Raw genomic sequence first — 16,555 nt, forward strand, 5'->3', positions numbered from 1 at the left:
ATGTTGAATTTTGCTGGTTTAAAAAGAAGATTGAGACGAGATAATCCACGATGGGTGGTGTTGTTGATTGATGTTTGTATCGTATGTGGATGTTATCTATTTTCTCATTTTGCTATTAACAGTTTTAGGGGAAGCTTCGAGCTGGAAATGATGTTCAAAAAGGCCCCTTTGATTTTGACGGTGTATTTTCTCTGTTTCATATGGTATGGTACCTATAAAGGTATCGTGAGGCAGACGGGGATACGCGACGCTGTTCGAGTATTCAAAGTCGTATGGACGGCCATGGTGATATTGATGGTGATTACGGCAGCGACACGTGCGCTTTTTGAAAAGGGTACAGTAGCGGGTGATTATCTGCGGATGTCCTATGCACTTCTATTTATGCATGCTTTCTTTACCATGGTATCCTTGGTAGCGGCCCGGATATTTTACAGGACGTTGTATGAGGCGTTCTTCTTCCGTAAGCGTAAGCAGGTAGCGGTATTGATCTTCGGGGCTTCGCGGCCAGGGCTTATGGCCTTGTCTCTACTTCGGGACGATGTTCGGGTCAAATACTCGGTAGTATCCTATGTCGAAGATAAGTCCTCGCGCATCGGTAAACGGATCGGGGGACTCAAAATATATTGTTTGGAGGCTATCGATCAAGAGTTTGTCGATGAACATCATATTGAGCAGGTCATTATTGCAGTAGAGAACAATGATCCGGAACGATTGCAGCACGTTTCTGAAGTATTTGAAAACCTGGGGTTGGAGATCAAGATTATGCCGCCAGCTAGTACATTATTGAATGCCGGTGGGCAGCGACAGATTCGGGCACTGAAAATCGAGGATTTACTGGGGCGAGAAACCATCAAATTGGATAATCCAGCAGTGCAGCGTGAAATGAAAGGAAAAGTAATCTTGGTGACGGGGGCAGCAGGATCTATAGGGTCGGAATTGGCCCGTCAGATTGCTAGTCAGCGTTATGAATCATTGATCTTGTTGGACCAAGCCGAATCCGCATTGTATGACTTGCAGCAGACATTGAAGGCTGCTGATATAAGTAAAGTACATTTTGTAGTGGGCAACGTACGTGATAAAAAATTTATGGAAAGCATATTCGATCAGTTTAAACCCAAACTGGTTTTTCATGCAGCAGCATATAAGCATGTACCCCTGATGGAGCATAATCCCTATGAGGCCATCTTGACTAATGTGGTCGGTACCCAGACGGTGGCAGATCTTGCCATGAAGTATAAGGCTACAAAATTTGTCATGGTGTCAACAGATAAAGCGGTAAATCCTACAAATGTAATGGGGGCGACGAAACGAGCAGCCGAAATCTATGTCAACAGCTGTAATGACATTTCGGATACAAATTTTATCATCACCCGATTTGGGAATGTGCTGGGCTCCAATGGATCGGTAATACCGTTGTTTGAACGACAAATGGAGGCTGGAGGGCCATTGACGCTGACACATCCGGATATTACTCGATATTTTATGACCATACCGGAAGCTTGTCAACTGGTACAAGAGGCCGGTGTCATGGGCAAAGGTGGAGAAATATTTGTCTTCGATATGGGCAAGTCAGTCAAAATCATGGAGTTGGCAAAGCGGATGATCCGATTGAAAGGATATCGATATCCAGAAGACATGGATATCCAGATTACGGGCCTACGCCCAGGAGAAAAAATTTATGAGGAATTGCTCGCTAACAATGAAAATACAATCAAAACCCATCATCCTAAGATTATGATCGCGAATGTCAATCGGGAAGATATACCCACCAGAAGGATGATATTGGATAAACTCTGCACCTCAATCATGCGGATGGATCGGCAGGAGGTCAATCCCATCGAATTGGTGCGGATGCTGAAAAAAGTGGTGCCCGAATTTGTCTCCAAAAATTCGGTCTACGAAATCTTAGACAATCAACAGTCATTTTCAACAACAGAATAGAGGCTTGTAGCCTTTCGTAGGATATTTAATTATAGAACCGCGGATGTGCTGTAGGTTGGGGGAGCCCTCCTGGAGAAGGGAAAGAAGTAGAATAAAAGTGGGTTTAAGTTATTATCTTTAACTTTTACTACCGCTGATAGGCTAAAAAATGTATTTTTGCGGATAGGCCTAGTTGCTGATTGGACTTGGACCGATTCTTGTAATGAAAGAAAAATCTTCAATGAAGGAGGATTAAAGTAAAAATGAATAACAAATTTATGAGCAAAAAACTACCCAAAGGGATTGTCTTACTGTGTATCGCGCTATCTTGGATGTATTTTTTTTCATCGTGTGCCAACCGGAAAGATTTGATATATTTTCAACCGGACTCTACCGCGTTGAATACCTCCTATGAGCTGAATGCGCCAAAATTACAAGCGGGAGATATCTTGACGATATCGATTACTGCGGATGATATCCGAGCCACCCAACCCTTTAATGCCGTGAATAGTTATCAAGTAGGGTCTTTGACTAATACCAATCCCTTTCTCCCCACTTATACCATCGATAATGATGGGTTTATAGACTTTCCGAAATTAGGCAGGGTCAAGCTAGCGGGACTCACCCGTACCCAGGCCATCAATGATTTGCGAACGCGAGTGGGACAGTATATTGTGGATCCGGGGGTAAATATCAATATCCGTAACTTTAGGGTGACGGTATTGGGAGAAGTGGCGCGTCCGGGCACATTTACCGTCGAAAATGATCGCATAACAATCTTGGAAGCATTGGGAATGGCGGGCGACTTGACCATAAACGGTGTGCGGCAGAATGTGATGGTCGTACGGGAGCAGAACGGACAGAAAAGTGAATATCGAGTAGACCTCACGAAGCGGGATGCCTTAAACTCACCGGTCTACTATCTGGCACAAAATGATGTTATCTATGTACAGCCAAATGGCGCACGGGTACAATCCTCTAAATATACGCAGAACAGTACTGTTTTTATCTCAGTAGCCGGTATCATTATCACGATTATCTCGGTTCTTGTCCGTTAAATTTTTCTTTCGCATTCTATGAATAATACACCCAATATACAACCTGATAGCCAAGATCAGGAAATAAACCTGAAACAGCTCTTTGAACAGTATGTCTTTTATTGGAAGTGGTTTGTCCTGTCGGTCATCGTTTGTCTGATCGGTGCATTTTTATACTTGAGGTATGCTGAGCGGGTGTATAGCATCTCTGCTAAAGTATTGCTCCAAGACGAAAAACAGGCTAGTGGCGAGCTCGCTGGATTGGGCGAATTGGCGACGTCGTTGACCGGCGGCGGGACTACTCCGGCATTTGTATCCGATCAAATAGACGTCATCAAATCACGTCGGATCATGCGTAAGGTAGTGGAGGATAATCGACTGAATATCCAATATTACAGCAAGGGGAATGTAAAGTCGTCGGAACTATTGGAAGGGGAATCACCCCTTAAATTGGTGTTTTTGGAATCCAATAATCCCAAGCAAGACTCGACGGTCTATATCTTTACCATTAAAGCAAGTGGTAATAGCTACAACTTAGTCGATGATGAACGGACCGTAAAAAATATCGGGCTAGGTAAGCGTATCGAATCACCGGTAGGACCTATAATGCTCGTCCCACAGGGGGGGAAGAAGCTGGAAGGCGAGCTGCTTATTACAGCACTGCCCGTGGCAAAAGCTGTTGACGATTTGTTGCTCGGTGTACAGGTCACCCCCAATAAAGAAAAACAGTCATACATTGTCAACTTTTCTCTGAATCATGCCAATAGGCCGAAGGCCGAACTCATCTTGAATAGTCTTATCGATCGATATAACCAAGATGTCACAGATGATAGAAGCCGTATCACGAAGGCTACTTCTACGTTTATCAGTTCCAGATTAGATCTCATTGCGCAAGATCTAGCATCGGCAGACAAGAAGGTCGCGGACTATAAGGACAACAACAACCTGGTGGACATGGGGACTGAAGCGCAGTTGTACATGCAGAATGCGTCTGAAAATGAAAAGAAGCTCTTGGAATATAAAACGCAATTGCAGCTTGCGGATATGATGAAAGATGCCACGCAGGGCGAGAATAGTCAATTGTTACCTTCGAACATCGGATTACAAGATATCTCCATACAGAATGCCGTGAAGAGCTATAATGAATTGGTACTCGAACGAGACGATCTCTTGAAGTCTGCGACGCCAGATAATCCAGTGGTACAAAACCTGACCAAAAATATTCAGGAAATCAATAGGTCTTTGCAGACATCCTTACAGAACTATAGACAGGTGTTGCAGTCCAATGTATCCTCTCTAGAAGGGCAGAGAAATACGCTGCAAGGAAGATTAGGGCAGTTGCCTAACCAAGAACGAGGCTTTAAGGACATCTCTAGGCAGCAACAGATCGTCGAAACATTGTACTTGTTCTTATTACAGAAAAGGGAAGAAAACGAAATAAAGGCCTCGGCTACACCTGCAAATCTTAAAATAATAGACAGTGCCTATGGCTCGGATATTCCAGTTTCTCCAAAAAAGAGCATTATTCTATTGGGCGCACTGATATTGGGCTTTTTGATTCCCTTTGGTGCCCTGTACATCAAATTTTTACTAGATAATAAGTTGCATTCGAGAAAAGATATCGAAGAGAAATTCAACGTGCCAATATTGGGTGAGATTCCGCAATCCGATGACCCTATTATCAAGGATAATGATAGAAGCTCTTTGGCGGAGGCATTCCGTATCCTGAGAACGAATATTTCGTTTATGCTGGGTAATCGGAAGGACAAATCGTCCGTCATCTTCGTGACGTCGACTACCTCCGGAGAAGGAAAGTCTTTTGTGACGACCAATTTGTCCCGAATATTGGCCATGTCTGGTAAAAGTGTGCTCTTGATTGGGGCGGATATCCGAAGCCCGAAGGTATTGGACTATCTAGGTCTTTCTCACTTGCAACACACGAATATCGGCATTACCCAGTTCTTGGTGAATCCGGATATGCCGATAGAGAACATCGTAATCAAGAAGCCGGGGTCGTATGATTTTGACGTCATATATTCTGGCTATGTGGCGCCGAATCCTGCTGAGTTGTTGATGAACGGCCATTTTGAAGATGTCATCAAATGGAGCCGGTCACACTATGACTATGTGCTGGTGGATACTGCACCCGTCAGTCTGGTGACGGATACTTTGTTGATATCAGATAGCGCCGACCTGACGGTGTACGTTGCTAGAGCTAATTATCTAGACAAACGTTTGTTGAACGTACCGAAAGAACTATATGAACAAGAGAAGCTGAAGAATATGGCGGTGGTGATAAATGATGTGGACTTTGCAAGGGGCTATGGCTATGGCTATGGCTACGGCTACGGTTATGGAGATACGGGAGAGGTCTCGTTGCGTAAACGTCTTAAAAATCTAATCTTTGGAAAGGACAAAAACCGGATATAATATCACGTAAATACATTTATTAAGGGAAAGCAGGTGTATTACATCTGCTTTTTTTATTGGTAGCGCCAACCTCATCACTTTTCTATAAGCCTTAATTTCATCAGATAGTAGGTCTCCAGAAGATACATGAATATCATAACGTAGCCTGTAGGAAGGATTGCTATCGAACTATCTCACAATCTAAGATAATCGTTTCATACTCTTCATAGGGCGAATGTTTTCGCTTTAAAAGCTCCAGGAGATGTGCTGATCCCAATTGCCCCATCTTCCGGGTGGGTTGTCGGATGACCGACATCGGCATTCCAAACGAGCCTACATATGGATTATTCGTGTACCCCATCAGATGCATATCGCGAAAGTCGGTGAATTCGGGTTTTTGAAGGATCCCCACAATCATATTGGACATCATGTTGGTCGCTGTAAATATTCCGTCTGGCATCAGATTTTTCTCGACGAGAAATGTCAATCTTGACAAAATGATTTTTTCGATGAGTTGGGAATCTTGCTGATCACATTGAAGGAGATAGTTGGAATCAAAATCAATTCCTTTGGCTAAAAGTGCTTTTTTGTAACCTGCCAACCTGACTTCGGTAGCACCTAGCGTGACATCTGTAATAAGGAGGATTTTCTGGCAGCCTTGGTTTAAAAGTAGCGTCGTCCCCTCAAAACCGGTCTTGAAATTGTCGACTCCGATTTTAAACGTATCTAGACTATTATGAATGCGATCTAGGACAATTATACGACATCCTATATTTTTGATATGCTCGAGGTTACCAATGATAGCGGGATGATTAATCGGCGAAATAATGATACCGTCTACCCCACGCCTATGCAAGATATCAATGCATTCTAATTCTTTCTCGACATTGTCAAAGCTCTCGAGTACGACCATGCTATAGGACGAAAATCGTAAAGTCTCCAATATACCTTCTAGAATCTCGGCAAAGAAAGTGTTGCTTATATTGGAAACGACCACACCGATCAAATTACTCTTCCCTTTGGTCAGATTTTGTGCTGTATAGTTGTATGTGTAACCATTTTTATTTGCGTAATCTTTTACCCGCTTAATCGTTTCCTCACTTATTTCGTAACTATCAGATAGAGCTTTGGAAACCGTTGATTTTGATAGATTTAGCGCTATAGCAATATCTTTTATTCTCAACTTTTTCATAGCATATTCATATTAGGTTGTTGATACTTAAAAGTATACTTTTCATAGACATGCTCTCTTAATTTCAACGAAACCGGTTTCGCCTGTTACGCAATCGTTTTCGTTGAATAGTCCTCCGATATTGTCGATTTTATATCTCTATAATTGATTCAATTATTAACACCTAGTATACTAACTAGATCGACTAAATATGATGAATAGACAAGTGCGCTTATTATTACGATTTTTTGTATCGGCAGCTTTATTTTTTTCCTATAGATGTTCAAGGATTGGAGCGGGTATGGTTCCCATGAAATCCAAACAAATTTCTAGTGTGATTGAAAAAATCCATGCAATAATCTATCCAAAATTGCTCGTGGGGTAGACCTAAATCGTGCTGTGGTTTTTCGACGGCCGTGATTACTACTGGTCCCAATATGAGATATGCACTAATGCTTATATCGGTAGAAGTGACGGTCAGGCGATGAAAGCCAGGAAAAATAAGCTTTTTAGAGATTAAGAATCTCCATTACTAACTGGAAATTATTAACAAGACTATACTAACCTATAGATCAACTATAAATTATGATGAGAAACGTATACACTCTTATTTGTATTTGCTCGTGTTGCCTTTTAAGCAGCTTTTCCTTTGGGAAAACACATGCGTCTTGGGTAAAAGACTACATGTACGGAATTGCTGACACGACGGAAGATGAGCTAAGTCAGGAGGTCACGGACAGCCTTAAAAGGATTCTGAATGTGGTGACAGCACGTCGAAATTCGCCTGACTCTGTGGATATCGAGTTGATGAATAAAAATCCATACATCAGTGTTGCTCAGTTTGTAAAGGGAGCGGTTTCTGGATTGTACGTCCAAGAACCTTCAGGTGAGCCTGGAAGCTTAAAGAATATCGTATGGCGGGGACTATCAAGCCCTTTGTTGGCAAATCGAAATGTAAATGCTGTACAACCGACCATCTATGTCAATGGTGTGCCTTTGGCGCAAGAAAGCAGTTTTGCATTTGATATCCAACGTTATCAATTCAATAAAATTGGTACAGAGACAGATTTGTTTACCCGAGTGGATATGAATGCCATCAAATCGATTGAGGTCATAAGAGATCCCGTCAAACTCGCCGAATTGGGGCCACTGGCGGCCAATGGAGCTATTTGGATCATAACAAAGTCAGGTAAATCGGGCCCGAGGGAAATTGCAATCAACAGTTACTATGGATTTACCCAGAAGACAGCTGTAACGCCTATCAATGCGGAGTACGAGAATATGTTTCGTCAACCCTTCTATGCAAAGTATGGAGACTTGAACGATCGATTGCGCTATCCAGGATATTTGAGTGATTCTACCAATATGAACTATTATGGTCCTTCGGACTGGTCTGATCTTTATTATAAGAACAATCCCCTATATGCTATAGATATGAGTCTAACGGGAGGATCGGATCGCGCTAATTTTAGTTTTCATGGCGGACACAAGAGCAATGCAGGAAATGCAGATAATACCAAATTCAAAGGATATACAGCCTTATTCAGTGTCAATATGGCTCCATTTGAGTGGTTTACCGTATCAGCATTGATCAACGCCAATCGATCTGAACGTCAGCGTAATAAAAACTTGAGAGATCGCTATGCCGAGACGGCATACCTGCCGGATTTGTCCACCCCCTTGTCGCCTAATCGTCATACATATGCTTATTATTTAGATCAATTCAACGGATCCTTAGATGATAATATCATGAATGCCGTAAATGGTTTTATAAACTTTAAATTCAAAATTATCAAAGACCTTTCTTATGAAAGTAGATTGGCTATCGATTACACAGAAGGTATTCGAGACGTATTCTGGCCATCAACCTTAATGGAGGGAAGCAATTTTGTGTCTAACTTTTTTGGTTATTCACAGCGATTGGTGTTTAGTAACTACCTAAACTATAGCCTGAAAGTCAATCCGAAGAGTCAACTCAATCTTCATCTGGGGAGTGACTATGTAATGGACCTCTATCGATATAACTATGCACGAGCATATGATGGACCGAATGATTTTGTAAAAATCAATGTCGTGAATGGGAATGCTGCTGAGAGTGACTATCTACTGCCGAAAGGCGGATTGAACGTATATCGTTGGAATAATAAGGACCAATTCAGAATGCAGTCGTTCTATGGTCGAGCAAAGTACAGCTATGCAAATATTTTGGAGGCCGAGGCATTAATCAGATTCGATGGAGCCTCGACAGTACAACCCGATAGCAGATGGTTGTTTACGCCTGCAGCCAATGTGTCGTGGAATTTGAAAGAACACCTTTTGTCGGGAGAAAGCCCATTCTCAAGCCTGAAACTTAATTTGGGGGCTGGACGTATCGCTCGGCCAATATCGGGTGCTCGCTATGCAACAGGACCGCAGTATTCGACCAATATGGGATGGAGCACAGAACCTGGATTGGTGTCATTTAATGGTTTTGCAGGGATTTCCAGACCCTATAACTCTGGGTGGATAGGATACGATATCAACTGGCCATACTCGGATCAGATGAACTTATCGGTGGATGCTACGTGGTGGCAGGATAGAGCTTTTGCAACGCTGGCTTTGTATAACAAATCGGATAAAAATCAAATTGTAGAAATTCCAGTTCCGAATGAATATGGCTACAAAAGCCAACATGTGAACGGGATGACCGTGCAAAACAGAGGGGTAGAGTTGACGTTGGGGGCTACAATCCTACAGAACCCAAATGGAGTTCAATGGAAAACATCTGTGAATGCCTCATTCAATAAAAACAAACTTACTGCTTTGCCACGTGGCCTTGACGAATTAGTCATTGGTGATCGTAAATTAAAAGTGGGTGCGCCCATCGATCAATTTTGGTTGTATGAGAATGAGGGGATTTATGAACGGGAATCGGATATTCCGGTGAATCAATCGGGGCGTAAATTAGCATTCGACGGAATCTACCTGAATGCTGGAGATCCTATTTGGAAGGATAGTAATGGTGACTTCAACGTCGATGAGCAAGATAAAGTGATGAAGGGGCAAGCCACTCCAAAAGTCTTTGGTGGTTGGGCCAATCAAATTTCTTATAAGGGATTTGATTTGGGGGTGCAACTATATTTTGCCGCTGGGCACAAATTATTAAATCAACGTGCTTCTACTCGATACGATTTTATCAACAATGAGAGTAACAATAGCATCCAGTCCGTAAGAGAGATTTTTCATTGGCAACAGGATATCGATATTGAAAAGTACCCAATTTATAATCCATGGAGTAGCGTAGTACCGTATCGTGTTGATCAGGATTTATTCCTAGAGAATGCTTCTTTCCTAAAACTACGTTCGCTAAGCATAGGATACGATTTATCTGCTCTGGGGGGGCTAAAGGAGCGTGTCAAAACACTAAGAAGAGCATATGTATATGTCTCTGGCACCAACTTGCACACGTGGACGGGATTCTCAGGTCTCGATCCTGAGTTGGTCGAATTTAACGGGTATTATACCGGATACGGCCAACCCTTAGCACCGACATATACATTGGGAATAAAATTGGATCTATAACATTTAAGCAGAATACATCATGAAAAAATATATAAAAGTAGCTATAGCATTGTCCGCCGCTGTCCTTCTGCTGCCAATCACCTCCTGTGATAAACAATTGGATGTAGTCGCTTCGGATGTGGCATCTGAGGAATTGCAATGGAAAAGCATTTCTGATACTAAAGCAGGATTAATGGGTATATACGGTCTGATGAGAGCTGCGATGTTTGACAACAACGCACATTGGGTGTATGGTGAGATGCGAGAAGGAGATTTTGAGTCTTTTAATAGAGCCGATCTAGATGCGATACATGATCATGATTTGAAGGCCTCATATCCTGTTATCAAATCACTGACGAATTGGAGACGATTTTATGCGGTGATCAATGCGGCTTCCTTATTTATCGAACGTGCGCATGAAGTTTTTGAAAAGGATAAGCGATATACGGAAATCAATCTGAAGTGGGACATTGCTCAAGCCAGAACGATTCGAGCTTTTACCTATTTCTATATGGTTAGAATCTGGGGAGATGTACCATTGTTGCGCAAATCATTTGATGATGGCGAATTCTTGGAGCGACCAAAAAACGATAAAGAGACGGTGTTGGCTTTTGCTGAAGAAGAATTGTTGAAGGCGGTAGAGGACTTGCCTTATGGGTATGGTTTTTTGACGGAAAGCTATTATGGTGCAGGATCTTCTGTGTGGAGAGGGGTATTGTTTAACAAAGTAACAGCTTATGCGATTCTATCCCATATGGCAGCGTGGCAGCAACGCTACATCCAAGCGGATGCATATTCAAAGTTTGTCTTGGATACGTACGATCGTATTGCGGTGTCGTATTCATCAATTGGCACCCTGACGGGACGGACCGGGATTTTTTCAACAGAATACGTAGGTGGACAAATATTAGCAGTGGGCTCACCTTACTACCTTAGTGAAGCTACGGCGACAGGGCATATCGAGGAATTGACTTTGGCAGCACCCCTCGTATCTAAAAAGAACCCGGCAATCTTTATACCAAAGGATACCATATCTAAAACCTTCCCTGAACCTAATGATACGCGCTTCGGGATAGATACAATTTCTGGATTAACACGGACCAACTATTTTACCAATTATAGTGGAGAGACCCCCATCTTCAGTAAGATTAAAGTGCTGCGAGATGGCAACACCACCGGAAATTCATATGCTGTATTTGGATCGGCATTGGTCTTTACCCGACTTGAAGAAATGACCCTATTACGGGCCGAGATATTGGCTGTATTGAAGCAAGAGACGGAAGCGATTCGTCTACTCAACGTCGTAAAAACCTTGCGAAACACAACACCGTTTACATCAGCATCAAAAGAAGATTTAATCACGGCCATTTTTGAGGAAAGAAGACGAGAATTGATGGGTGAAGGATGGAGATGGTATGATCAAATACGTCTCAATCGCATTAAAACTGTGAACCAACGGATTGGTGAGATGATTGATAATGATGGAATTTACTGGCCAATTGCTTCTGAAGTTTTGAAAAATAATTCACTTATCAAACAGAATGATTACTGGAATTAATGAACGCTAACCTAATTAAAGAATGATGACGATATTAAATAAAGTACTGGGGCTAGCCTGCCTACTGATAGGGTTGGCCTCCTGTCAGAAAGGGGATCAGTATTATTTCGATTATAAAAACGAGACCAAAACCTTTGATGGTACCATACTCGATTACTTGGATTCGCAACCTGGTGTATTTGATTCTCTAATCCTGACGCTCGATCGTGTAGCCGAATTAAGGACAGCTCTCAAAGATGACAGTAAGCAGTATACCTTATTTGCAGTCACCAATAGGAGCTTTGAAATTGCGATTAAATCATTGAATACCACGCGTAAACTGGCCAACAAAAAACCACTATATATAGAAGATTTGGATCTTATTGAGGTCGACTCCATTCTTTCCCGGTATGTATTTCAAGGCATGTATGATACGGATTATCTAAGCCCGTTTGTGGAAGGGCAAACGATAGAAAGCGTAAGGTACAATTACAAGATGCATATGCAATATGAGGTAACCAATGCTTCTGGTTTAGTGGGTGGTGGTCAGCAACAAATTGAGTTGAGTGATGTCAATAATTCCATCTTTCAACGCTACTGGAAATCAATAAATACAGCTTCGGTCAACTTGAAAACAAAAAATGGAGTAATCCACATCTTGAGCTCGGGACATGATTTTGGCTTCAATAAATTAACGACAAAATTTGCGCAATAATATGAAATCCACGTATCTAACTAATCTATGCCGTATCCTTACGATAGTGGGAATGGTCATCACGTTGCAGGCTTGTAAAAAATATATCCCTGAAAATAGAGATTCATTGGGCTCAGAGGTCGACTATACAACCAAGGAATTTAATCCCATATTGGGTATAAAGAATATCTATGAAAATGCGGCATATGTGGGCACCAATACCTCGCAGCCCCTACAATTTGCTTTGGTAAATGTCCGGACGACCAAGGGGGAGATCCCGACTGAATTAATGGACAAGTTTCCGGTAAAAATCTGGAAAAAGGAATATTCGGGCGAGGAGAAGTCATTGGCTGAGATAGAAAGCAAACGAAAAGTGGAGTACCGCCCAATGCTTGAGATTGGGAAGAATTCTGGCGATATCATTTTTTGGGACAGTGGTAACTCGAATATCGTGAAGACGATTCCAGATTCTGGATATGTATTTGATGTCGAAATCCAAAATAACGGCGGACGTAAGTATGTCCGTAATATGAAGCTTAAACCCTACAAAGAGATGCCCTATACCCCTTCTATCTACAATGCGATAACAGGGGTTGCACTGAATTCATTTGTGTATCCAAATCGCATGCGAAATCTCTATGGCGAGCGGGATCCAATATTCAACGTCAGGGTGTATTTCCGTAAAGATGTGGACAATAAGGCACCCGGAAACAGCTTGACTTTCAGTTTTGTAGATTCTTTGAACAACTACATCGATCCGATGCTCTTCAACCAAACTGATTGGGATAATTTGGTTCACGGCTTTGATCGTAAACTGGTAGATAAAAAGATGGTGTATCAGGTGGCCTACCCTATGCCTTTGATTTCGAAACGGACACGCTATACAACTCAGGATGGGAAATTAGCAAATGTCTCATTTAGATACAGCAGAATAGGATTTGGAGGATTTAGACAGGAATCTGAAATAGGATTGGAATATGCAATTTTTGAGGAAGGTCATTGGGAAATCCAAATCAGGTTCGCAAATGAGACGCCCAAATTCGAAGACGAAAAGTAGAACCAATTAAGAATTGTAATTATGAAGAATATATATCTTATTTTGCTATCCATATGCATGCTGTGCAGCAAATCTTTGTGGGCACAGGAGGCAATAACGGGCACCGTCAGAACGGGAAATAACCAACCATTGGCCAATGTGACCATCTTATTGGGGTCGTCCAAGAAGGTGTTGGGTAGTACCAATACGGCGGGGGCATTTAGTGTTAGCGTACCGGCCAATGCAACGCTAATATTTAAAAGTATCGGATTTGAAGAGCAGAGGGTACAGGTGCAGGCTGGCAAGCGCGTGTACAATGTCAGCATGAAAGAAAGCGATCAGATGCTCGAAGAAGCAGTAGTGGTTGGTTATCAGGCGCGTAAAAAGGAGTCATTGACAGGGTCTGCCGTGGTGATCAGCGGTAAAGAAATCCAAGACGTACCTGCAGCGAGTTTCACCGATTTATTACAAGGTAAGGTTGCAGGTCTAAATATTCAAATGAACAATGGAACGCCTGGAATGCGAGGTTCTATGGCTATTAGAGGGGTTTCTAATCTGAACGTCTCTGGTTCTGGTGATAATGCCTTTTTGACACCTACCGCCCCACTGTTTGTCATAGATGGAGTTCCATTAGATGAAAATACAGGATATGAGTATGGATTTGAATCCGCCTCTCCAGGTGTCAGTCCCCTATCCCTGATTCCGGTAGAGGACATTGAATCGGTCGTGGTGTTGAAAGATGCCCAAGCAACGGCTCTTTATGGGTCTAGAGGTGCATACGGTGTTATCTTGGTCCAAACCAAAAGAGGAAACTCCAGCATACCTATTGTTCAATACACCTCGCAATTATTTTTAAATACCGTTCCGACGTTAAGGGACGTGATTGGTGGCGCTGCAGAGCGAAGATTGCGGGTCATGCAGATTCTGCAGTATGACTCCACTTATAGGGCGGCCTTGGAGCGAATCAATAATACCCCTTTTTTGGCAGATAGTAATAATGTGTACTACAATAATTCTACTGATTGGCAACGCCTATTTTATCGGAACACCATCAACCATTCGCAAAACGTGAACATCTCTGGAGGAAGTCAACAGTTCAATTACAAGTTGAACAGTGGGTTCTACCAAGAAAAAGGGATTATTCAAAATACAGGCTTCAACCGCTATACGTTGCAGATGAACATGCAATATAGGCCAAGTCCAAAGTTCATGATGTCGGCCTATGTTAACACGAGTTTGGGAAAAAACAGCACGGGAAGTGGCAATGCTTTTAACCAATCTGGGGTCGGGACTGCGGCAAATACAACGTCGCTGCTACCACCGCCATCTTTCTCCTCGGCTAGTAATGTCGCAATGGCTGCCCTATCCGTGGACGATGATAATAAAACCGGAAACATTGTCAATCAAGTGGAACTGCAATATCAACCTATTGAAGGACTAATCGGTACCTCCACCATAAGTTATAACTATACTTTTTCAACGAAGGATCGCTTTCTACCGGAAGCACTGAACGCCAATAGCTCGGAAATCTATTCGTATAATGATCGTCGAGACAAATTGTACAATCGGAACATGTTGTCTTTCACAAAGACATTTGCAGAGAAGCACAATATTTTAATCTATGGTTTTTCCGAAATGGAATTCAATAATTTCAGAGCAGATGCTATGCGATTAAATGGTACACCAAGTGATCAGATTACATCAGCACTAGGATACAATACGCGCATCACCCGCGGAGGAACGTTGAACAACATTGCTGAGCAACGTTTGCTGAGCTACTCGGGGGCGGCCAATTATAATTATGATTCGAGATATGTTATGGAGTTTACCTATCGTGTCGATGGGACTTCGGCTACCGGTAATATTAACCCTTGGTCACACAATCCTTCGATTGGAGCGAGGTGGAACTTTAAAGAAGAGTCATTTATGCAAGACGTAGATTGGCTGTCCTATGGATGGATTAGAGGTAGTTGGGGGAAAAATATCGCGCCTTCGGGCTCTATATATGATGTATATGGTCGCTATACGAGTGGTGGTACTTACAATAATCAGCCCGGCACACAGTTGGTCATGAAGTCGGTACCCAATATCCAATTGGTACCACAAAAAACGACACAGTTGAATGGAGCTATTGAATTGGGATTCTGGAACAGTCGATTAACCATGGTTTATGAAACCTATTACAAACAATCCGATCAGATCTTGCGTGAAAAGAAGATTGCTAATCACAATGCCTTTGAGAGTGTAAAGACCAACGAAACCAGTATGGTCAATATGGGACATGAGTTGATGGTCTATTACCGACCAAAGTTTGAAAATGACAATTGGGATATGACTATCTCGGCCAACGGCGCTTTAAATAAGGATTATGTCACCGCTTTGCCGGATGGTGTAAGACAGTTTTCAGAAGCTGATCCCAATGTTACGAACCTGACAACATTGTTTCGCCTAGGGATAAATTCCCGAACAAATGTACTCCTGCATTATAACGGAGTATATAAAACCGACGATGAGGTCCCTGTAAATCCACTCACTGGATTGAAATATCGTGCAGGGAATGCTGTTACAGAGGGAGCTTTCTTTAGGGCCGGAGATCCAATCTGGACAGATATCAATGGTGATTATGTATTGGATGAGAATGACTATGTGTATGTAGGTAACTCCCTTCCGATACTGACGGGTGGTTTCAACACCTTTACTAAATATAAGGAATGGTCTCTTCGTGCGGATTTCTTCTTCAGCATCAAGCGGGATATTATGAATAATGCGTTGGCAGATCGATTCCGTAATTATGCCGATCCAGACAACAGTCGCGCAGATCCAAAGGAAAAAAATCCAGGAGCACTGGTGCCCTTGGATAAATATGATATCTGGAGAATGGCTGGAGATGATGCGTATTACCCTAATCCATTTGACTTTACACGATATACCTTATATGATCCTTATCGATATGACCAGACCTTATTTATGGAGGATGGTTCCTACGTTAAGTTTCAATCAGCGACGTTGGCTTACAACTTTGATCGGGAGAGATTTATCAAGCGGTTGGGAATCTCGTCACTACGATTGTATCTGACGGCTGGCAATATTTATACCTTCAGCCGCTATTCTGGCCCGGATCCAGAGATGGTTACCTCGATGGGGAGGGACTCATCAAATGGATATCCGAATAGAAGAACCTATACAGTAGGCTTAAATGTTCAATTTTAAT

The 16,555-nt window shown here is 42.4% G+C and carries 9 protein-coding genes; 8 read left to right on the forward strand and 1 reads right to left on the reverse strand.

The features are described from left to right. From OQ289_RS02005 to OQ289_RS02015, 3 genes are all read left to right on the forward strand, one after another. On the forward strand, positions 1 to 1,941 hold the full coding sequence (locus tag OQ289_RS02005) for a polysaccharide biosynthesis protein (protein ID WP_270089206.1): 1,941 nt from the start codon (positions 1 to 3) through the stop codon (positions 1,939 to 1,941). 257 nt (positions 1,942 to 2,198) lie between these two features. Continuing rightward, positions 2,199 to 2,978: a polysaccharide biosynthesis/export family protein gene (locus OQ289_RS02010; protein WP_270089207.1), complete on the forward strand. Its 780-nt coding sequence runs from the start codon at positions 2,199 to 2,201 to the stop codon at positions 2,976 to 2,978. An 18-nt stretch (positions 2,979 to 2,996) separates the two neighbouring features. Continuing rightward, positions 2,997 to 5,387, forward strand: coding sequence for a GumC family protein (locus tag OQ289_RS02015; protein ID WP_270089208.1), 2,391 nt, complete (start codon positions 2,997 to 2,999; stop codon positions 5,385 to 5,387). Between the two features lie 160 nt (positions 5,388 to 5,547). Here OQ289_RS02015 and OQ289_RS02020 read toward each other — a convergent pair whose 3' ends face one another. Then, positions 5,548 to 6,558 (reverse strand): LacI family DNA-binding transcriptional regulator, encoded by a 1,011-nt coding sequence (locus tag OQ289_RS02020; RefSeq protein WP_270089209.1) that lies wholly within the window; start codon positions 6,556 to 6,558, stop codon positions 5,548 to 5,550. A 663-nt stretch (positions 6,559 to 7,221) separates the two neighbouring features. On the opposite strand from OQ289_RS02020, the gene OQ289_RS02025 reads away from it, so the two are divergent. Genes OQ289_RS02025 through OQ289_RS02045 form a run of 5 tightly spaced genes read left to right on the forward strand, consistent with a single transcriptional unit; the run spans position 7,222 to position 16,554 of the window. Beyond that, the gene (locus OQ289_RS02025) at positions 7,222 to 10,098 is read left to right on the forward strand and encodes a SusC/RagA family TonB-linked outer membrane protein (protein WP_270089210.1); all 2,877 of its coding nucleotides are present in this window, start codon (positions 7,222 to 7,224) and stop codon (positions 10,096 to 10,098) included. A 19-nt stretch (positions 10,099 to 10,117) separates the two neighbouring features. Then, positions 10,118 to 11,635 (forward strand): RagB/SusD family nutrient uptake outer membrane protein, encoded by a 1,518-nt coding sequence (locus OQ289_RS02030; protein WP_033563543.1) that lies wholly within the window; start codon positions 10,118 to 10,120, stop codon positions 11,633 to 11,635. 22 nt (positions 11,636 to 11,657) lie between these two features. Then, the gene (locus tag OQ289_RS02035; protein WP_033563542.1) at positions 11,658 to 12,329 is read left to right on the forward strand and encodes a fasciclin domain-containing protein; all 672 of its coding nucleotides are present in this window, start codon (positions 11,658 to 11,660) and stop codon (positions 12,327 to 12,329) included. Position 12,330: 1 nt separating this feature from the next. Beyond that, complete coding sequence (locus OQ289_RS02040) at positions 12,331 to 13,365, forward strand: DUF5007 domain-containing protein (protein WP_270089211.1); 1,035 nt, start codon at positions 12,331 to 12,333, stop codon at positions 13,363 to 13,365. A gap of 21 nt (positions 13,366 to 13,386) precedes the next feature. Then, positions 13,387 to 16,554: a SusC/RagA family TonB-linked outer membrane protein gene (locus OQ289_RS02045; RefSeq protein ID WP_270089212.1), complete on the forward strand. Its 3,168-nt coding sequence runs from the start codon at positions 13,387 to 13,389 to the stop codon at positions 16,552 to 16,554. Position 16,555 lies beyond the last annotated feature (1 nt).

Source organism: Sphingobacterium sp. SYP-B4668, assembly GCF_027627455.1.
GTDB lineage: Bacteria > Bacteroidota > Bacteroidia > Sphingobacteriales > Sphingobacteriaceae > Sphingobacterium.